We start from the raw sequence: 25,923 nt of genomic DNA on the forward strand, positions 1-25,923 counted from the left end.
TGGCTAAGGCGAGCAAAGGCGGAGAGGCGGATACCAAAGCTCTCCGTTACGCCGGGCTTAGGCCCGTATCCAATGTACGATCGTCCGTCGCATTCCAGGCTGTCTATAAGCGGAAGAACTCGAGACCTTTTCAGCCCGCAGATGCGGGCTGACGGCATTCCCGCTCGAGGCCGGGGTGACGGGAAGCGGGGATACCCCGCCGATCGCTCACTGAAACCTGTCGAGCATCTTGTAATACTGCCCTACCAGCGGCAGGAACCAGGGCTTGCCGAAATGGCCGGGGACGGCGGGCCAGGGGTAGTCGCGCATCGGGTTGCGGTCCACCTTGCCAAGAATGGCGTCGGCCACCATCATGCCGAGATGGGTGGAAAGCTGAGCACCATGACCGGAATAGCCCATGGCATACCAGAGACCGTCATGGAAGCCGGCGCGCGGGTAGCGGTCGGCCGTCATGTCGACGAGGCCACCCCAGCAGTAGTCGATCTCGACGCCCTTCAACTGCGGAAAGATGCGCTCCATGCTCTCGCGCAGGATCGCGCCGCTCTTCTCATCCGAGCGCTGGTCCGAGGTCGCGGAGAAGCGTGCGCGTCCGCCGAAGATCAGGCGGTTGTCGGGTGCCAACCGCCAGTAATTGCCGATATTCATCGTGTTCACACAGGTGCGGTTGCCGGGCATGACGGCGGCAACTTCCGTGTCCGTCAGCGGTCGCGTGGCAATCAGAAAGCTGCCGACGGCAATGATGCGGCGGCGGAACCAGGTGAAGTTCTGCGTCGTGTAAGCACCGGTCGCCATGACGACATTGGCAGCGGTGACGCTACCGCGCGACGTTTGCAGCGCATGTATCCCATTCGTCTCGCGATGTTCGGTGACGGTCGTGCCTTCAAAGATCGTCGCGCCGTGGCGCGCGGCGGCCGTCGCCAATCCTGCGACATAGCGGCCCATATGCATCATGGCGCTCTTCTTCGACAGCATCGCACCGTAAAAGGGGGAGCCGACTTCCTGCCTCAGCTCCTCCGGCGACAGCAGCGCGGTGTCCGGATCGCATTCCTTGTTCAGCGACTCGAAATTGCGGGCAATGGCCTCGAAATGCTTGGGCTTGGAGGCGAGCTTCAGCTTGCCGGAGCGGCGGAAATTGCAGTCGATGCCCTCTTCGGCGATGAGCGCCTCGATGGAATCGATGGAATCGTCCAGCGCATGATAGAGCGCGATGGCGCGCTCTTTGCCGAGTTCCGCTTTGGCACCGAGATAGCTATGTGCGAGCCCGTTGTTCAGATGCCCGCCATTGCGGCCGGACGCGCCGAAGCCGATGCGTTCCGCCTCCAGCACGACGACCTTCGCCCCTGCGCGTGCCAGCTGCCGCGCGGCTGCGAGCCCGGTAAAGCCCGCGCCGATGACGGCAACATCGTAATGTCCGCTGACCGGGCCCTGAACCGCACCGGTGAAGACCGGCGCCGTGTCATGCCAATAGGAGACGAATTTCATCGGCCTTGCCTCTGCTTTCATTGATCTGCGGCTTAAGCCCGCTCAGAGACCCACAACACCGGGAAGACCGGAAATGTCGGAGATTTCGGTATAGCCGTAATAGGGGTTGGCCGGCTCGTGGCCGCGATTGACCCAGACCTTGTTCTTGATACCGAGATCGTGCGCCGACATCAGGTCATAGCGGAAGGAAGAGGAGACATGCAGCATGTCTTCCGGACCGCAACCAAGCATGTCGAACATGTATTCGAAAGCCTGGAAGCGCGGCTTGTAGGCCTGCGCCTGTTCGGCGGTATAGACCTTGTGGAACGGCGCGCCGAGCTTTTCGACATTCGACATGATCTGCGCGTTCATGGCGTTGGATAGAATGACGAGCGGAATTTCCTTCGCGACCTTGGCAAGCCCTGCCGGGACGTCCGCGTGCGGCCCCCAGGTCGGCACGCGTTCATAGACCATCTGCGCATCTTCATCCTTGAAGGTCACCCCATTGGCCTTGCAAGCACGCGACAGCGAATTGTGCACGACGTCCGCATATGGCTTCCAGGCGCCCATGATCTCGTCGAGGCGATAGGCGGAAAAGTTGCGGATGAACTTGTCCATGGCCTGCGCATCGAGACGGTCGCCATAAAGGTCGCGGGCGGCACCCGCCATGTCGAAATTGATCAGCGTGCCATAGCAGTCGAAGGAGATGTATTTCGGGCGGATGGGAGCCATGATGTTCTTCCTCTGGCTTTCATGTTTCGTTGCCCCGATCATAAGCCGGTTTATCCCACCTCGATTGCGTGAATTCACCCATGTGGGAAGCACAAAGTTTCTAATCTGCCGTCCGGTTTGGCACACTATTGCACGGCGGAGCTTTGCCGCGTCCCTTTCCGGCCCCTTGCAAATGTCGCTCTGACCGGGCCGCAGCATAAGATGCGGCGCCGGCATTGCGCTTCGGCGAAAGATAGTGTCGCGACCTTGCCATTCAGACGAATAGCGTTCGCGTCCTCGCCGACATTTCATGTCAGGAAAAGGAATGACCATGCAGAACCAGATCGACATCGTCGCCTTCGGGCCTGAACACATCGACCGAGCCGTGGCGCTGTCGCGCGCAGAAAGCTGGCCACATCGCCGCGAGGACTGGCAGCTGGTGCAACAACTGAGCGCCGGAATTGCCGCCATGGATGCCGGCCGCCTCACCGGAACGACCCTGTTGACCCCCTATGGTCAGGATTGCGCCACCATCAACATGGTGATCGTTGACAAATCGATGCGCGGGCTGGGGGTAGGGCGCAAGCTCATGGAGCGCGCAATGGCGCTGGCCGAAGGCCGACCGCTGCGCCTCGTTGCCACGAAGGAAGGGCTGCCGCTTTATGAAAAGCTCGGCTTCGTGACCACTGGCGAGATCCGTCAGCATCAGGGCGAGGTTCGCCCCCTCGACCGGCCGGACGGTGTCGAGGACATGCAAGCCGGCGATCTGGAGTCGCTGAAGGCGCTCGACAGGGAAGCCTATGGCGCGGATCGATCTGCGCTGATTGACGCTCTCGTCCGGCACGGCAAGATCGCGGTTATCCGCAAAGGGGAAACAATCGAGGCGTGGGCGGCGATCCGCCCCTTCGGCCGTGGGGAGGTCATCGGTCCGGTCATTGCACCCGACGCCAAGACCGCCTGCGCACTGATTGCCTTTCACGCCGCATCACGCCCGGGCGCGTTCCTGCGTGTCGATACCGGAAGCGAAACGGGCATTGCGCCCTGGCTTTCCGAAATCGGACTCCCGCATGTGGGTGGCGGCATCGCCATGCGCCGCCCATCCAAGGACAATGCCGAACAGGCCCGCCGCAAAGTCTATGCACTGGCCAATCAGGCGCTGGGCTGACGCTGAACCCGCACCCCGATCTGGCTCACGAACTCATACCGGAGACCACCCATGCTCGCCAATTCTCTGATCGAACTCGATCGCGCCCACCTTATCCACCCTGTCGCCTCCTATCGCGGACACGAGCGGCAGGGTGTGCGCGTGCTCAAATCCGCCTTCGGCGCGACTGTCACCGAGGCCAACGGTCACCAATTGATCGACGGGTTTGCCGGGCTATGGTGCGTCAATGCCGGCTACGGCCATGAGAGCATTATCGAGGCGGCGACGAAGCAGTTGCGCGAATTGCCCTATGCGACGGGTTACTTCGATCTCGGTTCGGAACCGGCGATCCGGCTGGCGGCGGAACTTGCCGAGCGCGCGCCGGGCGATCTGAACCGCGTCTATTTCACCCTCGGTGGATCGGATGCCGTGGACTCCACCATTCGCTTCGTCCGCTATTACTGGAATGCGAAGGGTGAGCCGCAGCGCGATCAGTTCATCTCTATCCAGCAAGGCTATCACGGTTCGTCAACGGTCGGGGCAGGCTTGACCGCCCTTCCAGCCTTTCATGCAGGTTTCGGCCTGCCCTTTCACTGGCAGCACAAGCTTCCCTCCCCCTATCCATACCGCAACCCGGTCGGCGAGGACGACGTTGCCATCACCGCGGCCTCTCTCGCCAGCCTGAAAGCCAAGATCGAGGAGATCGGCGCCGATCGCGTGGCAGCATTTTATGCCGAACCGATCCAGGGCTCGGGCGGGGTCATTGTCCCGCCAAAGGGCTGGATCAAAGCCATGCGCGATCTCTGCAAATCCTATGGCATTCTTTTCATCGCCGACGAAGTGATCACCGGCTTTGGCCGCACCGGCCCGCTCTTTGCCTGCTCCGATGAAGACATCGTGCCCGACATGATGACCGTCGCCAAGGGGCTCACCTCCGGCTACGTGCCGATGGGTGCCGTCTTCATGGCCGATCATGTCTATGACGTGATTGCCGATGGGGCCGGCGACGCGGCCGTCGGCCACGGCTTTACCTATTCCGCCCATCCGGTCAGCGCCGCCGTCGCGCTGGAAGTGCTCAAACTCTACGAAGGCGGGTTGCTGGAAAACGGCATCAAAGCTGGCGCGCGTCTGCTGGCGGGTCTCGAAAGCCTGCGTGACCATCCTCTAATCGGCGATGTCCGTGGCCGCGGGATGCTCTATGGCGTCGAACTCGTGACGGACAAGGCGAAGAAGACACCGCTTCCGGCAGCTAGCCAGCCGGCACGCCGTATCTTCGACCGGGCCTGGAGCAACGGTCTCGTTATCCGCGCTTTCCCGCAGGGCGTACTGGGCTATGCGCCGCCGCTTTGCTGCACGGACTCCGATATCGACGCCATCGTCGAGCGCACCCGCAAAACGCTTGATGAGACGCTGCAGGACCCGGAAATCCGGCAGGCCGTGGCCTGAGGAAAAGACGGGAGCCGGCGGCATTTCACCGAAATGTCGCAGGGGGAAGAAAGTTCGCAATTTTATGCCGTGGCCGGAGGCCAAATCGGACGATACGCCCCGGCAGGCATGCGACACTGCTAACTAGAAAAGGCCGGAAACGCCACTATCAAACCAGGTCGGAAAATCCGCACGAGACGGATACCCACCGAGAGCAAAGCAAAAGGGGAATGACATGACCGATACTGTGACCAACTGGACGAACCGTGACGCCGCACAAGTCGAGGACGCCATCCGCCGCGGCGCTTCCCGCCGTGATCTTCTGAAGCTGATGCTGGCAAGCGGCGTCGCCCTTTCCGCTGGTGGTGCCCTCTTCTGCCGCGCCGAGAGCACCATGGCCGCAACGCCGGTTTCCGGCGGACATATGAAGGTAGCCGGCGTTTCTTCTTCCAACGCCGACACGCTCGACCCCGCCAAGGCTTCGGTGGCGACGGACTATATACGCTGCTGCTCGCTCTACAATCGCCTGACCTTCATCGACTCGCACGGCGTTCCGCAGATGGAACTTGCCGAAAAGCTCGACACCAAGGATGCAAAGACCTGGACCGTAACGCTGCGCAAGGGCGTGACTTTCCATGACGGAAAGGCCTTGACCGCTGACGATGTGGTCTTCTCCCTGAAGCGCCACCTCGACCCGGCCGTCGGCTCCAAAGTCGCGAAGATCGCGGCCCAGATATCCGAAGTTAAGGCCGCTGATGCCGGCACGGTTGAAATCGTGCTGAAAGCGGCCAATGCCGACCTGCCTTATATCCTGGGGCTCCACCACTTCATGATCGTACAGGATGGCACCACTGATTTCTCGAAAGGCATCGGCACCGGCGCCTTTGCGCTCGAAACCTTCGAGCCCGGCGTTCGCTCCATCGTCAAGAAGAACAAGAACTACTGGAAGCCAGGCCTGCCGCATCTCGACAGCTTCGAATTCTTCGCAATCGGTGACGACAACGCCCGTGTTAACGCACTTCTGGCAGGTGACGTCCAGTTCGCCTATGCGATCAACCCACGCTCAGCGAAGTTGGTAGAAGCTCAGCAGGGCTTCCAGATTTCGAAGTCGACGTCCGGCAACTATACAAACCTCAATATCCGCCTTGACATGAACAAGGCCGACTTCGTGACCGGCATGAAATACCTCGTCGACCGCGAGCAGATCGTAACGGCGGCACTGCGCGGTTTTGGCGAGGTTGGCAACGACCAGCCGATTTCCCCGGCCAACTTCTTTCACAATGCCAACCTTAAGCCGAAGGCCTTCGATCCCGACAAGGCGAAGCATTACTTCGAAAAAGCGGGCGTTCTCAGCCAGTCGATCCCGGTCATTGCCTCGGATGCGGCCAACAACTCGATCGACATGGCCATGATCATGCAGGCAGCGGGCGCCGATATCGGGCTGAAACTCGATGTCCAGCGCGTGCCCGCCGACGGCTATTGGGACAAGTACTGGCTGAAGGCGCCGATCCACTTCGGCAATATCAACCCGCGCCCGACGCCCGATATCTACTTCTCGCTGCTCTATTCGTCCGACGCGCCATGGAACGAAAGCCAGTACAAGTCGCCTAAGTTCGACTCCATGCTGCTTGAAGCCCGCGGCATGCTGGACCAAAACAAGCGCCGCGAGATCTATAACGAGATGCAGACCATGATCGCCGACGAAGCTGGCACGATCATACCTGCCTACATTACCAATGCCGACGCCGTGTCCTCCAAGGTCAAGGGCCTTGAGACCAACCCGCTCGGCGGTATGATTGGCTTCGCAATGGCCGAATATATCTGGCTGGAAGCTTGAGCGGAGCCATCCGTGTCCGGGAGCGTCAGCCCCGGACCCCACGGCCGTTTTCAGAATGCCCCTTGGAACCCGGTACGCAGGAATTTCTGCGCACCGGTGACAGATTGCTCTTATTTCCTAGGGCTTTTGATAAAAATCGGCATTATTGCCATCATCATACAAAGCTGCCGGAGGTCTCTCGTGAACTCTGAAATCGCACGCATGGTTGCAAAGCGGCTCGTGATCGCCGTCATCACATTGCTCATCGTCTCTTTCGCGGTCTTCTTCGCAACCGCCATGCTGCCGGGCGACACGGCCTCCATTCTGCTTGGCCAGTCGGCAACGCCTGAGGCAGTCGCCGGGCTGCGCCAGGCCATGCATCTCGACGATCCTGCGATGCTGCGCTTCCTGCGCTGGGCGCTCGGCTTCCTCACCGGCGATCTCGGCAAGTCCTACGCCAACGATATGCCCATTTCGGTGCTTGTCAGCGGACGCTTCGTCAATACGATGCAGCTTGCTGGAATTACGGCGCTGATCTCCATTCCCTTCGCACTGACGCTTGGCATCACCTCAGCCGTCATGCAGGGTTCGCTTTACGACCGCATCGTCACCATCGTCACCATCGGCGTGATTTCCGTTCCGGAATTCATGGTTGCCTCGACTGCCGTGCTCGTCTTCGCCGTCTATCTGAAATGGTTGCCAGCCATATCCCTGGTCAATGAGGTACACTCGCTCTACGACCTCTTGCGCATGTATGCCATGCCGGTCATGACGTTGACCTTCGTCGTCTCAGCCCAGATCATCCGCATGACCCGGGCGGCCGTGATCGAGACGCTATCGACTCCTTATGTCGAAATGGCACGGCTGAAAGGCGCCTCCCGCAGCCGCATCGTCCTTCGCCACGCGCTGCCCAACGCGCTTGGCCCCATCGTCAACGCGCTGGCGCTTTCGCTCTCCTATCTTATCGGCGGCGTCATCATCATCGAGACGATCTTCAACTATCCCGGCATTGCCAAGCTCATGGTCGATGCGGTCGCCACCCGCGACCTGCCGCTGATCCAGACCTGCGCAGTGATCTTTTGCGCCGGCTACCTGATCCTGATCACGATTGCCGACATCATCGCCATCATTTCCAATCCGAGGCTCCGCTGATGATGCAAGGCGCTCCGTCGATTTCCGCCGCAACCGGCTTCTTCGGCTACAGGTTCAACCCTGTCGGCGTGCTTGCCTTCCTGGTCATCTTGTTCTGGACCGTCGTCGCCCTCTTCGCACCGCATATCGCTCCCTATCCGGTCGGCAAGATCGTCGACATGGACTATTTCGGCCCGATGAGTTCAAAGCTCTGGCTCGGCTCGGACTATCTCGGCCGTGACGTGCTGTCCCGCATCATCTACGGCGCACGCTATACGCTTGGCATTGCGCTTGCCGGCGTGCTGATCGCCTCCTCCTGCGGTGTGATCTTCGGCATGGCGGCCGCCGTCATCGGTGGCTGGTTCGATGCGGCGCTCAGCCGCTTCATGGATGCCATGATTTCCATCCCCAGCAAGCTTTTCGGCCTCGTCATCGTGGCCGCCGTCGGTTCCTCACTGCCGGCGCTGATCCTGACTCTCGCCTTTATCTATACGCCGGGTTCCTATCGCTTCGCCCGCGCGCTTGCCGTCAATGTCAACACGATGGATTTCATCACCGTCGCCCGCGTTCGCGGTGAAAACACGCTGTATCTCGCCGTGTCGGAAATCCTGCCCAACATCATCCGGCCGGTCCTGGCCGATTTCGGCATCCGTTTCGTCTTCATCGTGCTGCTGCTCTCCGGCCTGTCCTTCCTCGGCTTGGGCGTGCAGCCTCCGCTCGCCGACTGGGGCGCGCTGGTGCATGAAAATATTCAGGGCCTGTCCTTCGGCGCGGCGGCGGTGATTGCGCCATCGCTTGCCATCGCCAGCCTCACGATCAGCGTCAACCTGCTGATCGACAACCTGCCCCGCAAGATCCGCGATCGGAGCGCCTGAGATGAGCACGCTTGTCGAAATCAAGAACCTGCATGTCGAGGCGACCACCGATTCCGGCCGGCGCATCGAGATCATCAAGGGAGTTAATATCGAGATTGCCAAGGGCGAGATCGTCGCCCTCATCGGTGAAAGCGGCTCAGGCAAGACGACGATTGCGCTGACGCTGATGGGCTATACCCGCCCCGGCTGCCGCATTTCCAAGGGCACGCTGCTAATCGATGGCAAGGACATGGCGACGCTTTCCGAGCGCGAGCGGACCAAGGTGCGCGGCACCGAGGTCGCCTATGTGCCGCAAAGTGCCGCCGCCGCCTTCAACCCCTCGCAAACGATCATGGATCAGGTCATCGAAGTGACCCGCATCCACGGCCTGATGACGCCGGACAAGGCGCGTCAACGCGCCATCGAACTGTTCAAGGCGTTGTCGCTCCCCTCGCCTGAAACTATCGGCGAACGTTATCCGCATCAGGTTTCCGGCGGGCAACTGCAGCGGCTTGCCGCCGCTATGGCGCTGATCGGCGGCCCCAAGCTCGTGATCTTCGACGAACCGACCACTGCGCTCGATGTCACGACCCAGATCGACGTGCTGAAGGCGTTTAAGTCGGTCATGAAGGCCGGCGGCATCACCGGCGTCTATGTCTCGCACGACCTTGCCGTCGTTGCCCAGATCGCCGACCGCATTGTCGTCCTCAAGGGCGGCGAGGTGCAGGAAGAGGGCACGACGCAAGCCATCCTGTCGACGCCCGCGCATCCCTACACGCAGGAACTGCTCTCTGCATTCGAACCGCAGGAAACGCAATTCGCCGGCAAACGAACGGACAAGGCACAACCGCTTCTGGTCATCGAGAACGTCACCGCCGGTTACGGAAGGGTGCAGGAAGATGGCCTGCCTCTCGTCAAGGCCGTCCGTTCCGTCAGCCTCTCGGTGGAAAAGGGCCGCAATCTGGGCATCATCGGCGAATCCGGCTGCGGAAAATCGACGCTTGCCCGTTGTATCGCCGGCATCCTGCCAGCCAGCGCCGGCAACATCATCTTCAATGGCAAGGAACTCGACCACGACGCTCGTCGCCGCTTCCGCGAGGCGTTGCGCGAAATGCAAATCGTCTTCCAGTATGCCGATACGGCGCTGAACCCCGCCAAACCTATCGAAGACATTCTCGGCCGGCCGTTGACCTTCTATCACGGCCTGAACGGCTCTGCCCGCAGTGCCCGTATCGATGAACTCCTCGACATGGTGCGCCTGCCGAAGGCGTTGCGTTACCGCCACCCGTCCGAACTCTCCGGCGGACAGAAGCAGCGCATCAACTTCGCTCGCGCACTCGCCGCCAATCCGAAGCTGATCATCTGCGACGAGATCACCTCGGCGCTTGATACCGTCGTCGCCGCTGCGATCATCGAACTGCTGAAGGACTTGCAGCGCGAACTCGACCTCTCCTACATCTTCATCAGCCACGACCTTTCGGTGGTCGAGGCGATCTGCGACGAGGTCATGGTCATGTATCGCGGCGAGAAGGTGGAGCATTTGACGCGTGAAGATATGAAATCGCCCGCGCATCCCTATTCAAAGCTCCTCTTCTCCTCCGTGCCGAAACTCGATCCGACCTGGCTCGACACTCTGGTGTTGGAACCGGAGTTGGTGCGGCAATATGGCGGGGCGTGAGAGCTGGTTGGCCGTTCGATAGGCTTAGCGCATGTCCCGAAGGGGAAAGCGATACCAAACCCACGGAACTAAAATCACACCGGAAACAAACTCGTCAGCGGCAGGTGCGACTTCACGATCGGTGATTTCAGAACGACGAAACTGAAATATTTGTCGATACCGATATCCATGTCGGTCAGTCGCTCCATGATCGTCTGGTATTCGCCGATCCCGGCGGTGACGAATTTCATCAGATAATCATAGCCGCCCGAGACCAGGTGGCATTCGATCACCTGATCGATCTTGTCCACGACGGCAAGGAAGCGGGCGAAATCGACCTGACGGTGGTTCTTGAGCGTGATTTCGGTGAAGACGGTCAATGTCTGGCCAAGCTTGCCGAGATTGATCTGGGCCGAATAGCCCTCAATATAGCCCTCCGCCTGCAAACGCTTGACGCGCATCAGACAGGGGCTGGGCGACAAATGCACCAGATCGGCCAACTCCACATTGGTGATGCGGCCATTCTTCTGCAGCTCGTAGAGGATCTTGATATCCGTCCGGTCGAGTTTCATCATCGCCTTGCCGCCTCCCCCATTTTCGTCCAGCATAAAATGCTGCTGGACAGCCGAAACAACGTTAGCACAGACTGATGCGTTGTCCATCAAGCCGGTAAAACGGAATTGGCGCAGAAGATTTCGATGCCTGTGCCGGGTCCGGAATTTTCTGCCGTCGTGAACGAAACTGCGGTTCCTCAGATGCGCACTAAGCGCATACTGTCGTGGCAGAACTGGAGATTGCCATGCCCGCGCCGCTTGCCCTCATCGACACCCCCTCCGACCTGCCGCAGACCGCCGATGTCGTCGTGATCGGCGGTGGCATTGTCGGCGTCTTCGCGGCCTATTACCTGACGCAGCGGGGCCTGAAAACAGTGATGATAGAAAAGGGCCGCATCGGCGCGGAGCAGTCGAGCCGCAACTGGGGTTGGTGCCGCCAGCAGAACCGCGACGCACGCGAATTGCCGATCTCCACGAAAAGCCTCGATCTCTGGGAGCGGTTCGCAGCCGACACGGGCGAAAATACCGGTTTCCGCCGCTGCGGTCTCCTTTATCTCTCCAACAACGAAGCCGAGATTGCCGGCTGGGCGCGCTGGCGCGATTTCGCCAAAACCGTCGGCGTGACGACGCATGTGCTCTCAGCCGCCGAGGCCACCGAAAAGGGCCGCGCGACGGGGCGATCGTGGAAGGGCGGCGTCTTTTCGCCGACCGACGGCATTGCAGACCCGGCAAGCGCTGCACCCGCCGTTGCGCGCGCCATTGTCAAGCTGGGCGGTGCTGTCATCCAGAATTGCGCGGCGCGTGGCGTCGAAACGGAAGCCGGACGCCTGAGCGCCGTCGTCACGGAAAAGGGCACCATCCGCACGAAGACGGCAATCCTTGCCGGCGGAGCATGGGCCTCATCCTTCTGCCGGCAACTGGGCATCCGCTTTCCGCAGGCTTCGATCCGCTCATCCATCCTGTCCGTTTCGGGCGGCGCGCAGGGCATTCCGCCGGCACTCCACACGGCCGGAATTTCTCTCACCGCCCGCGGCGATGGCGGCTATACGTTGGCGATCAGCGGGCGCGGGCGTGTCGATGTCACGCCACAGCAATTGCGCTTCTCACCGCAATTCCTTCCCATGTTTGCCAAGCGCTGGAAAAGCCTCGCGCCGGGCGGGCTCGAAGGTGTGAAGAGCGGCCATGAAACGCTGGCCCGCTGGCGCTTGGACAGGCCGACGCCAATGGAGCGGATGCGCATTCTCGATCCTCGACCCGATCAGGCCACCATCACACTGACACATGAACGCGCGCTGGCGTTGCTGCCTGAACTGAGGAAGACGAAGATCACGGCAAGCTGGGCTGGCTATATCGATTCCACGCCGGATGGCGTGCCGGCTATCGGCGAGGTCGAGAGCCTGCCGGGCTTCATCCTCGCCGCAGGATTTTCCGGCCACGGCTTCGGCATCGGTCCCGGCGCGGGTCATCTCATTGCCGATATCGCGACGGGGGCTGATCCGATCGTCGATCCGAAACCCTACCACCCTTCCCGCTTCAAGACATCGGCCTGGGGCAAGGTGGCCGACTTCTGAGGGCGGAGTCTACGCATAGGGCCGCGCCATGAGACGCATCCTTTCTAGCGGCCGATACTTTAGGGAGGCTAAGGCGCATAGGAACGATCGATATCCAGATCGACAGGCTGGACTGAGATCTCTCCTTCTCGCGACGTGTCAATGCGCGGCGGGATGGAGGCGAAAATCCGGAACTGCTCTGCGAGCGGGCCCGATGAGCGCCGAAGCGGTACCCGGACCGGTTTGCTACCGGCGCGGCGCAACCCTGCCCACCGTGACCGATGCAAATCTGGTGCTTGGCCGTTTTTCGCCCCAGTCACGACTGGGCGGCACGATGACACTCGATCTCGATGGCGCGCTGAAAGCGATCGATACGGTCATTGCCAAGCCGCTGGGGCTCGATGTTTACGAAGCGGCGGCGGGCATATTGCGGGTCGCCCATGCCAATATCGTGCGCGGTATCCGCGTGGTGTCCGTCGAGCGTGGTTACGATCCTCGAGACTTTGCTCTGGTGCCGTTCGGTGGCGCGGGCCCCATGCATGGCAGCCCCGTCGCCCGTGAGTTGAAAATGCCGCGCGTAATGGTGCCCCCCACTCCAGGTATCCTGTGCGCGCTCGGCCAGCTGATATCGGATTTGCGTCATGACTTCGTCGAGACTCATGTGGTTGCCTATGAGGCGATGACGGAAGCTGAAGCCTCAGCTCGTATCAGGCGCCTGACGGACCGGGCCGACTCCCATCTGGAACACGACGGCGTTGCCCGGGAAAATCGCGAGATGGAAGTGCGCATCGATATGCGCTACCGCGGCCAATCCTTTGAATTGCCAGTCACGGTCGATCCCACGAAGCCGGGTTGGTGGGCAATTCTTCCCGACCGCTTCCACGCGGCGCATCGCGCTCGCTTCGGCCATGCCGACCAGAGTGCGGCTCTCGAGATCGCCGGTTTCGGAGTGACGGGCATCGGCCGCATCGAGACGCCGGTCTTGCCGGAGCTGGAGCGGGGTGGTCCCGTTCCTTCTGAAGATGCCCGCATCGGCGACCGGCAGGTTTACTATGAGCCCGGCGACACCGGCGCCAATGGCGCATTTCAGACCGCTGCGGTCTACGCCCGAGACAAGCTCAAGGCGGGCAACGTCATCGCCGGTCCCGCCATTATCGAGGAAGTTTCGTCCACCACCGTCCTTTATCCGGGTGATCGCCTGACCGTTCATGCATCCGGCAGTCTGATCGTTGAGGTAGCAGCATGAGCAATTTCGATCCAATCCGCCTTGAGGTATTGCGCAACGCGTTGGAGGCGTCCGCACAGGAAATGGGAGTGGTGCTGAAATGCACCGCCTTTTCTCCCAATATCAAGGAGCGGATGGATGCATCCTGCGCCATCTTCAATGCCGAGGCGGAACTGGTCGCCCAGGCGGAGCATGTTCCTGTCCATCTCGGCTCCATGCTGAAGGCTGTCGGCCCTACGCTTGCAGAGCTGCCGGCGCTGAAAGAAGGTGACGTCGTCATCGTCAACGACCCGTTCATCGCCGGTGCCCATCTGCCGGACATCACGCTGATCGCGCCGGTCTTCGCTGAGGGTGAATTGGTTGCCCATGTGGCCAGCCGCGCCCATCATTCCGATGTCGGCGGCATGGAGCCAGGCTCCATGCCGGGAAGTTCCACCGAGATCTACCAGGAAGGTCTCATCATTCCGCCTGTGCTCCTTTACGACGGTGGTGTGGAGCAAAGCGGTATTATGTGCATGGTGCTTGCGAATGTGCGCACGCCGGAAGAGCGGCGGGGCGATCTCAATGCCCAGCTTGCGGCATTGCGCGTGGGCGAAACCCGCATTCACGAACTTGCCGCGCGCTTTGGTGTCGGAGGCTTGAAGGAAGGGCTTTCGGCCATTCTCGCCTATTCGGAACGACGCATGCTGAAGCGTCTCGCCGAATTGCCGCCGGGGCGCTACGTCGCGAACGATTGGTTGGATGACGATGGGTCCAGCCCGGAGCGGGTTATGATCAAGGTCGCTGTCGAGGTGTCGCCGGAACGGCTCGTCTTCGATTTCGAGGGAACCGCACCGCAGCGGCGCGGCAATGTCAACGCGGTCAAGCCCATGACCCATTCGGCAGTGTTTTACGCCATCAAGATTTTGACGGATGCGACGCTTCCGCCCAATGCCGGCGTGCTGCGTCCTGTGGAAATCCGCATTCCACCCGGCTCTTTCCTCGATGCCCGTGCGCCGGCGGCTGTCTGTGCCGGCAATACGGAGACGACCCAACGGGTTGCCGATACGGTTCTGCGCGCCTTTGCCCAGATCGCTCCCGATCGTATCGCGGCCGCCAGCCAGGGCACCATGAACCTCATTGGCATAGGAGGACGCGACCCCAGAAGCACTCGGGCTTACACCTATATCGAAACGATTGGTGGTGGACAGGGCGGGCGTCCCTACGGCCAGGGGATGCATGGGGTCCATGCCAATATGTCGAACACGCTCAACACACCGGTCGAGGCGCTCGAAATCAGTTATCCTCTGCGCGTCGAACGCTACGAACTTCGCGAAGGTTCGGGCGGCGGCGGTCATCATGCAGGCGGTGAAGGGTTGATCCGTGCCATTACAGCCATCGATCACGAGGCGCGTGTTTCCCTGCAATCCGACCGGCGTCTCACAGGCCCCTACGGTCTGCATGGCGGAGCATCCGGCGCCACCGGGCAAAATTCCGTGCGGGACAGGCAGGGCAAGGTCACTGCGCTTCCGGGCAAGGGATCGGTCACATTGGCCCCAGGAGAAACTGTCATTGTGGAGACCCCGGGCGGTGGAGGGTGGGGTGCCCCGCAAGCGGCCGATAGTCGGCTATCTGTGGCTGCGGCGCGGGTAGACGCCTGATACTGAGACACTATCAACGCGTACCAAGCCGGAAAGGATAAGGGCATGATCTCGGAGAAGCGGGTGGCGATGGTGAGCGGTGCGTCGCGCGGCATCGGTGCAGCGATCGCGGAGACACTGCTCTCTGCTGGCTGGAACGTCAGCCTTGGGGTGCGCGCGCCTGCATCGTCGCGTTTTTCGGATCATCCCGATGCCTTGGTTTGCCCATTCGATGCGCTTGATCCGGAAAGCGAGAGGGCATGGGTCGAGGCAACCATCGCGCGTTTTGGCCGTCTGGATGGCCTGGTTCATAATGCTGGTATCATGATACCAAAGTCTGTTCTAGACGCCGGGGACGATGACTTCGACATGATCTTCAACGTGAATGTCAAATCGCCGATGCGGCTGAGCCAGCACGCCTGGCCCTACCTTGCCGATGCCAAGGTCGGGCGCATCGTTACGGTCGCGTCGCTGTCTGGCAAGAGGGTGAAGTCAGCCAGTTCCGGTCTCTACGCCATGTCCAAATTTGCGGTCGTTGCACTCGGCCACGCGCTGCGCCAATGCGGTAAGGAAAGCGGAGTGCGTTCTACGATCATTTGCCCAAGCTTCGTGGCAACGGATATGGGTAACGCCCTTGCGGGCAGAGACAGCAATGAGCTAACCCAACCGGAGGATATTGCGCGGATCGTGCATATGGTGCTGGAGCTGCCCGTCACAGCCAGTATCTCTGAGATCCCGGTGCATTTTAGTGTGGAAGACTGTTACTGACATGAACGCTGCCTTTTCTTATCACATGCCCGCGATCACCCCTGTCGCGAATACAGAAGACCTGCCAGAGGCGGTTGATGTGGCAATCATCGGCGGCGGGATCATCGGTGTTTCGGCCGCATTTCAGCTCGCCAGACGTGGCGTCCGGGTCGCAGTCCTGGAAAAAGGCATTGTCGGTGGCGAACAGTCCGGTCGCAACTGGGGCTGGGTGCGTCTTACCGGTCGTGACACACGCGAATTGCCGCTGATGCTGCAATCCCATGCGATATGGGAAACGCTGCATCAGGAGACCGGCGTGGATGTCGGCTACCGAAAGCGTGGCATCATTTATGCAGCCAAAACGCCAGAGGCGCGCGCGCGATATGAGCGTTGGGCCGTTCTGGGGCGTGAGTTCGGTATCGGTGTCAGAAGTCTTGAACCACAAGACGTTGCGGCGTTTGTGGCTGGGATGGACAGGACGACGTTCGGCGGCATCTTCGTTCCAGAGGATGCGTCAGCCGAACCGCAGCTGGCTGCGCCCGCCATCGCCTCACGCGCCCAACGGGACGGTGCCTTCATCCTTCAGCAGTGTGCGGTACGTGGTCTCGACATCGAAGCGGGACGCATTGCAGGGGTGGTAACCGAGAAAGGCCGCATAAGGGCCTCGACCGTCATTGTCGCGGGGGGTGCTTGGTCATCGCATCTTCTGTCGCGCCACGGGCTTCGCCTGCCGCAGTTGAAGGTCTTGTCGTCGGTCATGCGAACAGCTGCCGTTGATGCAGGTATCGAGCCGACGATGGGCTTTTCGGATTTCACCCTTCGCAAGAGGTTGGACGGCGGCTATACGGTGGCGTCTTCGGCCACCAGCCTTGTCGATATCGTACCCGACAGCTTTCGTTTCTTCCGTGACTTTCTGCCCGCCTTCATGATGGAGCGGAAATCCCTAAAGCTGAGCTTCGGCAAACCCTTCTTCGATGAACTGATCGGATATAGGCACCGGCCTTTCGATCAGGCAAGCATCTTTGAAAAAATCCGCGTTCTCGACCCAACGCCCGACGCCAATTTATTGACGAGTGTCGAGGCCGCAATGCGAAAAAGTGTTCCGGCTCTTCGGGACGTTCCGATTGCCCAGAGGTGGGCCGGGATGATCGATACGATGCCGGATGTCATTCCGGTCGTATCAGAGGTGGAGGCCCTCCCTGGCCTCATCGTTGGAACCGGCTTTTCAGGCCATGGTTTCGGTATTGGGCCGGGGGCTGGACGTCTTCTCAGCGATCTCGCAACAGGCGACACGCCCTGTGTCGATCCGACACCATTCCTCTTCTCGCGGTTCAGCGATGGCAGCCGTCCGGAAATCCAGTATTGGCTATAAGAAAGCCCCAGAGTGTGCAGCGCTCTTGCGATAGCGACACGCTGGCGAATCTAGAAGACTGCGACGGGCTTTAGTCGCAGCGGCGTGAATGGGTCAGGCGAATTCCGCGCTCATTCTAACGAGATCGTCCCATAGGCTTTCGGCAAAGCCGCGCAGCACGATGATCTCGAAGGCGCTCTCTTCCAAACGGGTCAGGTGGGCGGTGATGTGGCCGATCAGTGTCGTGACAGAACTACCCACAGGGAAGGCCGGAAGAGAAAGATCGACCGCCGTCCCCTTGGCCAGAACGCGTTCGACCATCTTGTCCTCGATACGGATGCGAACCCGACCCTGACTTTGGTCCACACCCATCGCCTGCGGCTCTAGCGCGTCGAGCAGAGCCTTCAATTCGCCGTGAGACAGACGTTCATCGCTGACGATAAACCATTGCCCCGGCGATACAGTGCGAACATCACCCTTGCCCATTGCGCGCAGGCGGTCTTCCACCGCGGGCGCGGATGGTTCTGCCAATACGTGGATGATGGTGCCTTCTTGCAAGGCGGACAGGGTAATCATGTTGGAGACGAAAGCTTTTTTCGCGCCAAGCACGGGGCGTAATGTCGGCTGAAAGCCGGATTTGAAATCAAGCTTTTGATCAGGCATGGAGCTTCTCGTTCTTGGGATCGAGGAAAACTGGATCGCACAGGCGCGCGGCGGTGTATTCGTTGCGAATGCCATTCCACACGATGACCTCCTCGCCATGCCTGTGTGACCCCCTCTTCACGAGGGCAAGGCCGATGGTCGATCCGAGATGGGGAGAGAAAGCGCTGGAGGTGACGTAACCCTGATCGTTCTCCAGTGTCGCAGCGGCGTCCTTCGCCAGAATATGGGAGCCGGTGCGGAAGCTATGGTTTTTATCGATCGGGACAACGCCGACCAGATTTGGCCGGTCGCTGGCTGACAGCCCTTCGCGCTGCAGCATCGCCTTGCCGATGAAATCCACCTTGGTGGCGGACACCATCTTGCCGAAGCCGAGATCGGCCGGCACGACCGTGCCGTTGATCTCATTATGGGTGACGTGACCCTTTTCAACGCGCAGGACGCTCAGCGCCTCGACGCCATAGGGCATGATACCCTCCGGCTTGCCTGCCTCCATCAGCGCATCCGCAACGCTCTCGCCATAGCCTGCGGGAACGGCAAGCTCATAGGCGAGCTCGCCCGAGAAGGAGATGCGGAACAGGCGTCCGTTCAGCTTTCCGCCAAACAGAGAGACCTCTTTCGCGGCAAGGAAGGGAAAGGCGTCATTCGAAAGGTCGTCATCGACGATCTTCTCAAGAATGGTTCTCGATTTGAGTCCGGCAATCGCCATCTGCGCCCATTGATCGGTGACGGAGGCTAGCCGCACATCGAGATCCGGCCACAGCGCCTGGGCGCAGAATTCCAGATGGTTCATCACGCCTGCGGCATAGGCCGTGGTCGTCGTCATGAAGTAGCGGTTTTCGTCCAGCCTGCTGGTTGTGCCGTCATCATAGATCATCCCATCCTCGCGGAGCATCAGGCCGTAACGCGCCTTGCCGACGGCAAGCTTGAGGAAGCCATTGCAATAGACCCGGTTGAGGAATTCTGCGGCGTCGCGCCCGCAAACCTCAATCTTGCCGAGCATGGAAACGTCGCAGAGTCCTGCATTCTTTCGCACATTCAGAACTTCGCGATCAACGCTTTCGCGCCAACCGTTTTCGCCCTGTCGCGGAAACCAGGATGAGCGATACCAGAGCCCGGTTTCGACGAATACAGCGCCATTCTTCTCCGCCCATCCATGCAGCGGCGACTTGCGCACCGGCTGGAAATGGTGGCCGTGATAGGCACCGGTCAGCGCGCCGAAGGAAACCGGCGTATAGAAAGGTCGGAAGGTGGTGGTGCCGACCTCTGCCGGAGAAACGCCGCGCGCCTCAGCCAAAAGACCAATGGCGTTGACGTTGGAAAGCTTGCCCTGGTCCGTTGCCATGCCATTGGTCGTATAGCGCTTGGCAAGCTCCACATGGGCATAGCCTTCGGCCACCGCCAGGCCGAGATCCTTGCGATGCACATCGTTCTGGTAATCGACGAAAGCCTTTGCTTTCACGCCAGGAATGGACCAGAGCGGCTTTGCCGCGGCTACGCCGACATCGTGTTCGACCGGTCCGAAGGACGGCGCGGTCGCGGCAAAGCCGAGGGCTTGTGCCAACTCCGCACCCTTGCTTGCACCGTCCTCAAGGCATGCGGCGAGGCCATGCGTGGCAGAGACCGCACCGGCGAGATCTAGCCCTTCGAGACGACCGGGCGCGAGGAAGGCCGCCTCTTCGTCCGACCATACGGGTTTTCCGCCCCGGTGGCAGGCGAGGTGAATGATCGGGCTGAACCCGCCAGACATAGCAAGCGCATCGACATCCAGATGTTCGATGCTGCCGTTTTTGTAGATTTCGATGCCGGTGAGCGCCTTGCTGCCCTTTGTATTGGCAACGACGCCACCTTTGATGATACGCGCCTTTCCGCCATAGGAGAGGTTTCCCTCATTGCGGCTATCGATAATGGCGACGAGCGAGACACCTTTCGCTTCCAGATCGCGAGCCAGCGCATAGCCGCTGTCATTGGTGGTGAATATTGCTGTCGCTTTGCCGGGGCTGACGGCGTAGCGGTTGAGATAGCTGCGCATCGCGCCCGCCATCATCACACCTGGCACATCATTTCCCCCGAAAACCAGGGGCCGTTCTTCCGCACCGGTCGCCAGAAGCGCACGTCTCGCCACGATGCGCCACAACCGTTCCACAGGCACATGAGGCGTGGGATCGGGTAGATGTTTTTGCACGCGCTCCACCGCGCCGAACACATTGCCATCATACCAGCCGAAGGCGGTTGTTCTGGTCAGGACGGTGACATTCGGAAGGGATTCAAGCTCGGCAACACAGGTTGCGGCAAAATCCGGTGCGCTGGTGCCGCCAATGGTCGCCGTTTCTGAAAGCAGCCCGCCGCCCGCGACGGAATGTTCGTCAACAAGGATAACGCGCGCACCTGCCCGTCCGGCGGTGAGAGCAGCTGCGAGTCCGGCAGCACCAGCGCCGATTACCAGTAGATCGCAATGCGCCCAGCATTTGTCATAGGCGTCGGGGTCTGCTTCATAGCTTGCCTTGCCGAGGCCTGCCGCGCGGCGGATGAAGGGCTCGTAGAGCTTTTCCCAGAAGGCGGCGGGCCACATAAAGGTCTTGTAGTAGAAGCCCGCGCTGAGAAAGGGCGAGATCAGGCCGGTCATCGCGCCGATGTCGAAGTCGAGAGACGGCCAGCGGTTCTGGCTTCGCGCTTCCAAACCGGCATAAAGCTCCTGCATCGTGGCGCGGGTATTGGGCTCGGTTCTGCCGCCGTTGCCGATCGTCATCAGGGCGTTCGGTTCTGCCGCACCCGCGGTCAGGATGCCGCGGGGACGGTGGTATTTGAAGCTGCGGCCGACGAGTTGCTGACCGTTGGCAAGCAGGGCAGAGGCGAGGCTATCGCCTTGGAAACCCTGCATCGTCTTGCCATCGAAGGTGAAGGAGAGCGGCTTGGAGCGGTCGATCAGACCGCCAGTGGGCAGGCGGTGGGATGTCATGCGCTTTTGACCTTTGTCTTGTCGGCTGCGTCTTCGCAGGCACTGATCTCGTGCGTTGCCGTATTGCGGGTCACCACAAGCCACCGGCGGCAGCCTGCCGTGTGGTGCCAATATTCCTCATAATCGCCACGCGGATTGTCGCGCAGATAGACATAGTCGAACCATGCCTCCGCACTGTCGTCCGGTGCGGGTCGCTGAAGAACGGCACCCTTGATGGTGAACTCTTCCTTGGGTCTTGGCCCGCAATGCGGGCAGGGCACGAGACTTGCCATTTCGAACGTCCTTGATCCGCTTTGTCAGTGAAGATTGGGCTGGGCGCCCTGGCCCTTTTCGTCAATGAGATAGCCGCGTTGAAAGCGATCCAGACGGAACGCGGTGGCCGTTTCCTGCGGCGCGTCGCGCGCCAGAAGATGAGCAAAGCAGAAGCCTGAGGCAGGCGTTGCCTTGAAGCCGCCGTAGCACCAGCCGGCATTCAGATAGAGATTGTCGATGGACGTGCGGTCTATGATTGGCGACCCATCCATCGACATATCCATGATGCCGCCCCAGGAACGAAGCACGCGGACCCGGGAAAGCGCGGGGATCATCGCCTTGCCGGCTTCCGCGACATGTTCGACGGTCGCGAGATTGCCGCGCTGTGCGTAGGAGTTATAGCCATCGATATCGCCGCCGAAGACGAGACCGCCCTTGTCGGATTGTGAGACGTAGAAATGTCCGGCACCAAAGGTGACGACGCCATCGATGAAGGGTTTCAATCCTTCCGAAACGAAAGCTTGCAGCACGTGGCTTTCGATCGGTAGCCGAAGCCCGGCCATGGCCGCGACCTGGGAGGAATTGCCGGCGGCTGCGAGCGCCAGTTTGTCGCAGCCGATAAAGCCGCGGCTCGTTTCGACGCCGACCACCTTGCCGTTGTCGCGGCGAATGCCTGTCACTTCGCAGCCCTGGATGACGTCGACGCCGCGTTGATCGGCCCCGCGGGCATAGCCCCAAGCAACCGCATCGTGACGCACGGTGCCGCCGCGCCGCTGTAACAACCCCCCTTGAATGGGAAAGCGCGCATTGTCGAAATCGAGAAACGGCAGCATGGATTTGACGGCGGCCCGATCCAGCAGTTCGGCATCGACGCCGTGCAGCCGCATGGCGTTGCCGCGACGCGTATAGGCATCGCGCTGCGCGTCTGAATGGTAGAGATTGAGAACGCCGCGTTGAGAAACCATGGCGTTGAAGTTGAAATCCTGTTCCAGACCTTCCCACAGCTTCATCGATAGTTCGTAGAACGGATTGTTGCCCGGCAGCAGGTAGTTGGACCGAATGATCGTGGTGTTGCGCCCGACATTGCCGGAGCCGACATAATTCTTTTCCAGCACCGCCACATTGGTGATGCCGAATTCCTTGGCCAGATAATAGGCGGTCGCCAACCCATGTCCGCCGCCGCCCACGATGATGATGTCGTAGTGGGGTTTGGGCGCGGGGTCCCGCCAGGCAGGCTTCCAGGCCTTGTTGCCACGAAGGCCGTTCATCAAAATGGAGAGGGCGGAATAGCGCATGGCAATACCTCGACGGATGTCCGACCAGGATAATCGTGCAGCCCGCCGTAAGATTGCATGAAAAGGACGTTTCAATATAAGAATGGGACATGTCACATCCCGATCAAAAAAATGTCCAGCGTATCGGCTTCGTTCTCATCCCGAACTTTGCATTGATGTCCTACGCCTCTGCAGCCGAGCCATTGCGCGCAGCCAATCTGATTGCCGGCACGGATATCTATGACGCCGTCCCCCTATCCTTCGATGGCGAGGCGGTGAGAAGTTCGTCTGGCATCACTGTGGAGTGCCAGCCGCTGATGAGCTTTGGCGAAGGGTGCAACACGATTTTTGTCTGTGCAGGTGGCACGCCGCAGGACTGGGCTTTATCGGAGGGTTCACTTGCGCTTTTGCGCCGTCTTGCACGGCAGGGTGTCAGGATCGGCGGAATTTCCAGCGGCGCCTATGTTCTGGCGGCGGCAGGCTTGCTCGATCATCGCGACTTCACCATTCACTGGGAACACGCCCCCGTGCTGCGAGAAGCCTTCAATCATCTGACGCCGCGGCAGGCGCGCTTCGTGTTCGATGGCGACCGGATCACCTGTGCGGGCGGGGTTGCGCCGCTAGACATGATGCATGCGATGATTTCGCAGCGCATGGGCGCCCATTTTGCAAGGCGTGTCAGCGATTGGTACCTGCATACGGCGGTGGCTGAACCGGGTGCGCCGCAGCGTGGCTCGATCGCCGAACGCTATGGCACCCATCATCCCGCCTTGCTCACCGTGCTGGAGAAGATGGAGGTGACGATTGAGAACCCGCTCGATCGCAACACTATGGCGAAACTTGCCAGAACCAGCATACGCCACCTCGACCGGCTTTTCGCCGATCAACTTGGGGCGTCATTTTTGGAAACCTATCGTGCCATCAGGCTTGATCACGCCCGAAGACTGCTGGAACAAAGCCCACTGTCCATAGCGGAAGTGGCCTTCGCCACCGGGTTTTCCAGCGCGGGTCACTTTTCAGGAAGCTTCAAGGCTCATTTTGGAAAGACGCCGGGCGCTGTCCGACAAAGATTTCCTGCGAATTAAAATATTCTTCCTTTAAAGAAGAGTGACCATACCGTGCCGGAGGCTCCATGGCGAAACAATCCATCAGCGTAGAAGCCGCGCAGCAGGTCCTGTCGCAGGATCCGCATGCCGTTCGCGAACCGAGGGTCAACAATCTGGAGATGGCCATCGGTCACGAGGTCAGAGCCTATCGCAAGAAACTTGGCATAACCGTCACCGACCTTGCTTCCGCGACCGGCGTGTCGGTTGGCATGTTGTCGAAGATCGAGAACGGTAACATCTCGCCGTCGCTGACGACATTGCAGACGCTCTCCAAAGCGCTGGGCGTGCCGATCACCGCCTTCTTCCGAGGTTTTGAGGAGCCCCGCAGCGCCACCTTCGTCAAGGCCGGGCAAGGCGTCAATATCGACCGCAGAGGCACGCGCGCAGGCCACCAGTACAGCCTGCTTGGGCATATCGACAACAACACCAGCGGGGTGACGGTCGAACCCTATCTCATCACGCTCACGACCGATTCCGACGTTTTTCCCACCTTCCAGCACGAGGGCATGGAGTTTCTCTACATGCTGGAGGGCGAGGTCGTCTATCGACACGGAGAGCAGCTTTTTACCATGCAGGCGGGGGATAGCCTGTTTTTCGATGCCGATGCGCCGCACGGACCGGAAGTGTTGGTGCAGCTTCCCGCACGTTACTTGTCGATCATCTCCTACCCTCAACGACGAGTGACGGGCGATTGATAAATTGCCTTAAAGGAAAAAAATATTCCTCATAGTTGACGTCTTGAAATTTCGTGTGATACGCCTTTGTTCACAAACGAACGGAGGTGCCTGTCGATGTGCGGCATTGTTGGATTATTCCTGAAAGACAAAAGCCTGGAACCGCAGCTGGGTCAGTTGCTCTCGGATATGCTGATCACTATGACCGATCGTGGACCGGACTCGGCCGGTATCGCGATCTACGGTGGCGCTGCCGCAGGACGCGCCAAGGTAACGATTCAGTCCGCCGATCCTGATGCAGACTTTACAGGACTTGCAGAGGCGCTGAAGGAAAAGGGCGTTGCGGCTGCGGTGACCGTCAAGAGCACGCACGCGGTTCTGGACATCCCGGCGGACAAGCTTGATGGCATCCGTGCCGTTCTTTCCGCTCTCCGCCCCAATGTCCGCGTCATGGGCTCGGGTGATAGCGTCGAGATTTACAAGGAAACCGGCCTGCCGAAGGATGTGGTGGCCCGTTTCGACGTGCGCTCCATGGCAGGCACCCACGGCATCGGCCACACCCGCATGGCAACGGAATCGGCGGTGACGACGCTTGGCGCGCACCCCTTCTCCACCGGCTCGGATCAGTGCCTCGTGCATAATGGTTCGCTCTCCAACCACAACAATCTGCGCCGCGAACTGGTTCGTGAAGGCATGAGTTTCGAAACCCAGAACGACTCCGAAGTGGCTGCTGCTTACCTCACGGCAGAAATGGCCAAGGGGAAGGACCTGGGTGAGGCGCTGACCGGTGCACTCGACGATCTCGACGGCTTCTTCACCTTCGTTGTCGGCACCAAGTCCGGTTTCGGCGTCGTTCGCGATCCGATTGCCTGCAAACCCGCTGTCATGGCCGAAACCGATCAGTATGTCGCTTTCGGCTCGGAGTATCGTGCCTTGGTCAATCTGCCGGGCATTGAGACCGCCCGCGTCTGGGAGCCGGAGCCTGCGACCGTCTACTTCTGGGACCACGAAAAAGCAGCCTGATGCCGTCATCGGCCTATCCGTGTGAAAGTCATATCCATGCCAGTCTTCGATCTCTCTCATACGCCGCTGCGTGACCTCAACAAGGCGCTGCACGGCCTTTCTGCTGGTGTAAACGACACCGAATTTGAAGTCGTCAATCCGCGCGGCCATCACGCCGTTGCTGTTGGCATTGACAGTCCCGTAACCGTCGATGTGCATGGTTCTGTCGGCTATTATTGCGCCGGTATGAATGATGGTGGCACCGTCACCGTTCATGGCTCTGCCGGTCCCGGTGTCGCCGAGAACATGATGTCCGGTACCGTCGTCATTGAAGGGGATGCCTCTCAATATGCGGGTGCCACCGGTCGCGGCGGGCTTCTCGTCATCAAGGGCAATGCCGCCTCCCGTTGCGGGATTTCGATGAAAGGTATCGATATCGTCGTGCAGGGCAATATCGGCCATATGTCGGCCTTCATGGGCCAGTCCGGCCATCTCGTCGTCTGCGGCGATGCGGGCGATGCACTGGGCGATAGTCTTTACGAGGCAAAGCTTTTCGTGCGCGGCTCGGTCAAGAGCCTCGGCGCCGACTGCATCGAAAAGGAAATGCGCTCCGAGCATCTGGAAAAGCTGGCGGAGCTTCTCGACAAGGCCGGCATCACCGATGTCAAGCCTGGCGAGTTCAAGCGCTACGGCTCTGCCCGCACGCTCTACACCTTCAACATCGACAACGCCGATGCGTATTGAGGCAGGG

22 protein-coding genes are annotated in these 25,923 nt (G+C 60.3%); 15 read left to right on the plus strand and 7 right to left on the minus strand.

What is annotated here, in order from left to right; all coding sequences use genetic code 11:
• Positions 1-207 precede the first annotated feature (207 nt).
• Positions 208-1,482 carry an NAD(P)/FAD-dependent oxidoreductase gene (locus AC07U5_RS18100; protein WP_112953215.1) on the minus strand — a complete coding sequence of 425 codons (1,275 nt, stop codon included), beginning with the start codon at positions 1,480-1,482 and terminating at the stop codon, positions 208-210.
• Positions 1,483-1,524: 42 nt separating this feature from the next.
• On the minus strand, positions 1,525-2,193 hold the full coding sequence (locus AC07U5_RS18105) for a haloacid dehalogenase type II (RefSeq protein ID WP_494723845.1): 669 nt from the start codon (positions 2,191-2,193) through the stop codon (positions 1,525-1,527).
• Positions 2,194-2,497: 304 nt separating this feature from the next.
• On the opposite strand from AC07U5_RS18105, the gene AC07U5_RS18110 reads away from it, so the two are divergent.
• From AC07U5_RS18110 to AC07U5_RS18135, 6 genes are all read left to right on the plus strand, one after another.
• Positions 2,498-3,337, plus strand: a complete 840-nt coding sequence (locus AC07U5_RS18110; RefSeq protein ID WP_494723846.1) for a GNAT family N-acetyltransferase — start codon at positions 2,498-2,500, stop codon at positions 3,335-3,337.
• Between the two features lie 51 nt (positions 3,338-3,388).
• Positions 3,389-4,762 carry an aspartate aminotransferase family protein gene (locus AC07U5_RS18115; protein ID WP_494723847.1) on the plus strand — a complete coding sequence of 458 codons (1,374 nt, stop codon included), beginning with the start codon at positions 3,389-3,391 and terminating at the stop codon, positions 4,760-4,762.
• 214 nt (positions 4,763-4,976) lie between these two features.
• On the plus strand, positions 4,977-6,578 hold the full coding sequence (locus AC07U5_RS18120; protein ID WP_494723848.1) for an ABC transporter substrate-binding protein: 1,602 nt from the start codon (positions 4,977-4,979) through the stop codon (positions 6,576-6,578).
• Positions 6,579-6,779: 201 nt separating this feature from the next.
• The gene (locus AC07U5_RS18125) at positions 6,780-7,709 is read left to right on the plus strand and encodes an ABC transporter permease (RefSeq protein WP_494724274.1); all 930 of its coding nucleotides are present in this window, start codon (positions 6,780-6,782) and stop codon (positions 7,707-7,709) included.
• 2 nt (positions 7,710-7,711) lie between these two features.
• Entirely contained in the window at positions 7,712-8,563 is an 852-nt protein-coding gene (locus AC07U5_RS18130; RefSeq protein WP_494724275.1) for an ABC transporter permease, read from the plus strand.
• A 1-nt stretch (position 8,564) separates the two neighbouring features.
• Positions 8,565-10,220, plus strand: a complete 1,656-nt coding sequence (locus AC07U5_RS18135) for an ABC transporter ATP-binding protein (protein ID WP_494723849.1) — start codon at positions 8,565-8,567, stop codon at positions 10,218-10,220.
• A gap of 74 nt (positions 10,221-10,294) precedes the next feature.
• Here the strand turns inward: AC07U5_RS18135 and AC07U5_RS18140 are convergent, their stop codons facing one another.
• Positions 10,295-10,771 carry an Lrp/AsnC family transcriptional regulator gene (locus AC07U5_RS18140; RefSeq protein ID WP_062444238.1) on the minus strand — a complete coding sequence of 159 codons (477 nt, stop codon included), beginning with the start codon at positions 10,769-10,771 and terminating at the stop codon, positions 10,295-10,297.
• Positions 10,772-10,998: 227 nt separating this feature from the next.
• On the opposite strand from AC07U5_RS18140, the gene AC07U5_RS18145 reads away from it, so the two are divergent.
• Genes AC07U5_RS18145 through AC07U5_RS18165 form a run of 5 tightly spaced genes read left to right on the plus strand, consistent with a single transcriptional unit; the run spans position 10,999 to position 17,266 of the window.
• Positions 10,999-12,324: an NAD(P)/FAD-dependent oxidoreductase gene (locus tag AC07U5_RS18145; RefSeq protein WP_494723850.1), complete on the plus strand. Its 1,326-nt coding sequence runs from the start codon at positions 10,999-11,001 to the stop codon at positions 12,322-12,324.
• A gap of 28 nt (positions 12,325-12,352) precedes the next feature.
• Entirely contained in the window at positions 12,353-13,549 is a 1,197-nt protein-coding gene (locus AC07U5_RS18150) for a hydantoinase/oxoprolinase family protein (protein WP_494723851.1), read from the plus strand.
• The gene (locus tag AC07U5_RS18155) at positions 13,546-15,168 is read left to right on the plus strand and encodes a hydantoinase B/oxoprolinase family protein (protein WP_494723852.1); all 1,623 of its coding nucleotides are present in this window, start codon (positions 13,546-13,548) and stop codon (positions 15,166-15,168) included. Before AC07U5_RS18150 ends, AC07U5_RS18155 begins: the two co-directional genes overlap by 4 nt.
• A gap of 45 nt (positions 15,169-15,213) precedes the next feature.
• On the plus strand, positions 15,214-15,915 hold the full coding sequence (locus AC07U5_RS18160) for an SDR family NAD(P)-dependent oxidoreductase (protein ID WP_440598802.1): 702 nt from the start codon (positions 15,214-15,216) through the stop codon (positions 15,913-15,915).
• Between the two features lies 1 nt (position 15,916).
• Positions 15,917-17,266, plus strand: a complete 1,350-nt coding sequence (locus AC07U5_RS18165; RefSeq protein WP_494723853.1) for an NAD(P)/FAD-dependent oxidoreductase — start codon at positions 15,917-15,919, stop codon at positions 17,264-17,266.
• 93 nt (positions 17,267-17,359) lie between these two features.
• On the opposite strand, the gene soxG is transcribed toward AC07U5_RS18165, so the two are convergent.
• From soxG to AC07U5_RS18185, 4 genes are read right to left on the minus strand one after another with little or no spacing between them, the layout of a single operon-like run.
• Positions 17,360-17,908, minus strand: a complete 549-nt coding sequence (gene soxG, locus AC07U5_RS18170; RefSeq protein ID WP_494723854.1) for a sarcosine oxidase subunit gamma family protein — start codon at positions 17,906-17,908, stop codon at positions 17,360-17,362.
• A complete protein-coding gene (locus tag AC07U5_RS18175) occupies positions 17,901-20,864 on the minus strand; it encodes a sarcosine oxidase subunit alpha (protein WP_494723855.1) in 2,964 nt (987 codons plus the stop codon). Before AC07U5_RS18175 ends, soxG begins: the two co-directional genes overlap by 8 nt.
• On the minus strand, positions 20,861-21,136 hold the full coding sequence (locus tag AC07U5_RS18180; protein ID WP_112953446.1) for a sarcosine oxidase subunit delta: 276 nt from the start codon (positions 21,134-21,136) through the stop codon (positions 20,861-20,863). Before AC07U5_RS18180 ends, AC07U5_RS18175 begins: the two co-directional genes overlap by 4 nt.
• Positions 21,137-21,160: 24 nt before the next feature.
• Entirely contained in the window at positions 21,161-22,411 is a 1,251-nt protein-coding gene (locus AC07U5_RS18185) for a sarcosine oxidase subunit beta family protein (protein WP_494723856.1), read from the minus strand.
• 89 nt (positions 22,412-22,500) lie between these two features.
• On the opposite strand from AC07U5_RS18185, the gene AC07U5_RS18190 reads away from it, so the two are divergent.
• The 4 genes from AC07U5_RS18190 to AC07U5_RS18205 all read left to right on the plus strand — a co-directional run bounded on the left by AC07U5_RS18190 (position 22,501) and on the right by AC07U5_RS18205 (position 25,916).
• Positions 22,501-23,475, plus strand: coding sequence for a GlxA family transcriptional regulator (locus AC07U5_RS18190; RefSeq protein WP_494723857.1), 975 nt, complete (start codon positions 22,501-22,503; stop codon positions 23,473-23,475).
• Positions 23,476-23,522: 47 nt separating this feature from the next.
• Positions 23,523-24,191, plus strand: a complete 669-nt coding sequence (locus AC07U5_RS18195; protein WP_494723858.1) for a helix-turn-helix domain-containing protein — start codon at positions 23,523-23,525, stop codon at positions 24,189-24,191.
• Positions 24,192-24,287: 96 nt separating this feature from the next.
• Positions 24,288-25,193, plus strand: a complete 906-nt coding sequence (locus AC07U5_RS18200) for a class II glutamine amidotransferase (protein WP_112359871.1) — start codon at positions 24,288-24,290, stop codon at positions 25,191-25,193.
• 36 nt (positions 25,194-25,229) lie between these two features.
• Positions 25,230-25,916, plus strand: a complete 687-nt coding sequence (locus AC07U5_RS18205; RefSeq protein WP_062444833.1) for a GltB/FmdC/FwdC-like GXGXG domain-containing protein — start codon at positions 25,230-25,232, stop codon at positions 25,914-25,916.
• The last annotated feature ends 7 nt before the right edge of the window (positions 25,917-25,923 follow it).

This window comes from Agrobacterium sp. GW821-FHT02D03, from assembly GCF_059421725.1.

What these genes read in the sequence shown, in the direction of transcription:
- AC07U5_RS18100 (WP_112953215.1), bottom strand. Translation starts at nt 1,482, where the DNA reads ATGAAATTCGTCTCCTATTGGCATGACACGGCGCCGGTCTTCACCGGT.
- AC07U5_RS18105 (WP_494723845.1), bottom strand. Translation starts at nt 2,193, where the DNA reads ATGGCTCCCATCCGCCCGAAATACATCTCCTTCGACTGCTATGGCACG.
- AC07U5_RS18110 (WP_494723846.1), top strand. Translation starts at nt 2,498, where the DNA reads ATGACCATGCAGAACCAGATCGACATCGTCGCCTTCGGGCCTGAACAC.
- AC07U5_RS18115 (WP_494723847.1), top strand. Translation starts at nt 3,389, where the DNA reads ATGCTCGCCAATTCTCTGATCGAACTCGATCGCGCCCACCTTATCCAC.
- AC07U5_RS18120 (WP_494723848.1), top strand. Translation starts at nt 4,977, where the DNA reads ATGACCGATACTGTGACCAACTGGACGAACCGTGACGCCGCACAAGTC.
- AC07U5_RS18125 (WP_494724274.1), top strand. Translation starts at nt 6,780, where the DNA reads ATGGTTGCAAAGCGGCTCGTGATCGCCGTCATCACATTGCTCATCGTC.
- AC07U5_RS18130 (WP_494724275.1), top strand. Translation starts at nt 7,712, where the DNA reads ATGCAAGGCGCTCCGTCGATTTCCGCCGCAACCGGCTTCTTCGGCTAC.
- AC07U5_RS18135 (WP_494723849.1), top strand. Translation starts at nt 8,565, where the DNA reads ATGAGCACGCTTGTCGAAATCAAGAACCTGCATGTCGAGGCGACCACC.
- AC07U5_RS18140 (WP_062444238.1), bottom strand. Translation starts at nt 10,771, where the DNA reads ATGAAACTCGACCGGACGGATATCAAGATCCTCTACGAGCTGCAGAAG.
- AC07U5_RS18145 (WP_494723850.1), top strand. Translation starts at nt 10,999, where the DNA reads ATGCCCGCGCCGCTTGCCCTCATCGACACCCCCTCCGACCTGCCGCAG.
- AC07U5_RS18150 (WP_494723851.1), top strand. Translation starts at nt 12,353, where the DNA reads ATGAGACGCATCCTTTCTAGCGGCCGATACTTTAGGGAGGCTAAGGCG.
- AC07U5_RS18155 (WP_494723852.1), top strand. Translation starts at nt 13,546, where the DNA reads ATGAGCAATTTCGATCCAATCCGCCTTGAGGTATTGCGCAACGCGTTG.
- AC07U5_RS18160 (WP_440598802.1), top strand. Translation starts at nt 15,214, where the DNA reads ATGATCTCGGAGAAGCGGGTGGCGATGGTGAGCGGTGCGTCGCGCGGC.
- AC07U5_RS18165 (WP_494723853.1), top strand. Translation starts at nt 15,917, where the DNA reads ATGAACGCTGCCTTTTCTTATCACATGCCCGCGATCACCCCTGTCGCG.
- soxG (WP_494723854.1), bottom strand. Translation starts at nt 17,908, where the DNA reads ATGCCTGATCAAAAGCTTGATTTCAAATCCGGCTTTCAGCCGACATTA.
- AC07U5_RS18175 (WP_494723855.1), bottom strand. Translation starts at nt 20,864, where the DNA reads ATGACATCCCACCGCCTGCCCACTGGCGGTCTGATCGACCGCTCCAAG.
- AC07U5_RS18180 (WP_112953446.1), bottom strand. Translation starts at nt 21,136, where the DNA reads ATGGCAAGTCTCGTGCCCTGCCCGCATTGCGGGCCAAGACCCAAGGAA.
- AC07U5_RS18185 (WP_494723856.1), bottom strand. Translation starts at nt 22,411, where the DNA reads ATGCGCTATTCCGCCCTCTCCATTTTGATGAACGGCCTTCGTGGCAAC.
- AC07U5_RS18190 (WP_494723857.1), top strand. Translation starts at nt 22,501, where the DNA reads ATGTCACATCCCGATCAAAAAAATGTCCAGCGTATCGGCTTCGTTCTC.
- AC07U5_RS18195 (WP_494723858.1), top strand. Translation starts at nt 23,523, where the DNA reads ATGGCGAAACAATCCATCAGCGTAGAAGCCGCGCAGCAGGTCCTGTCG.
- AC07U5_RS18200 (WP_112359871.1), top strand. Translation starts at nt 24,288, where the DNA reads ATGTGCGGCATTGTTGGATTATTCCTGAAAGACAAAAGCCTGGAACCG.
- AC07U5_RS18205 (WP_062444833.1), top strand. Translation starts at nt 25,230, where the DNA reads ATGCCAGTCTTCGATCTCTCTCATACGCCGCTGCGTGACCTCAACAAG.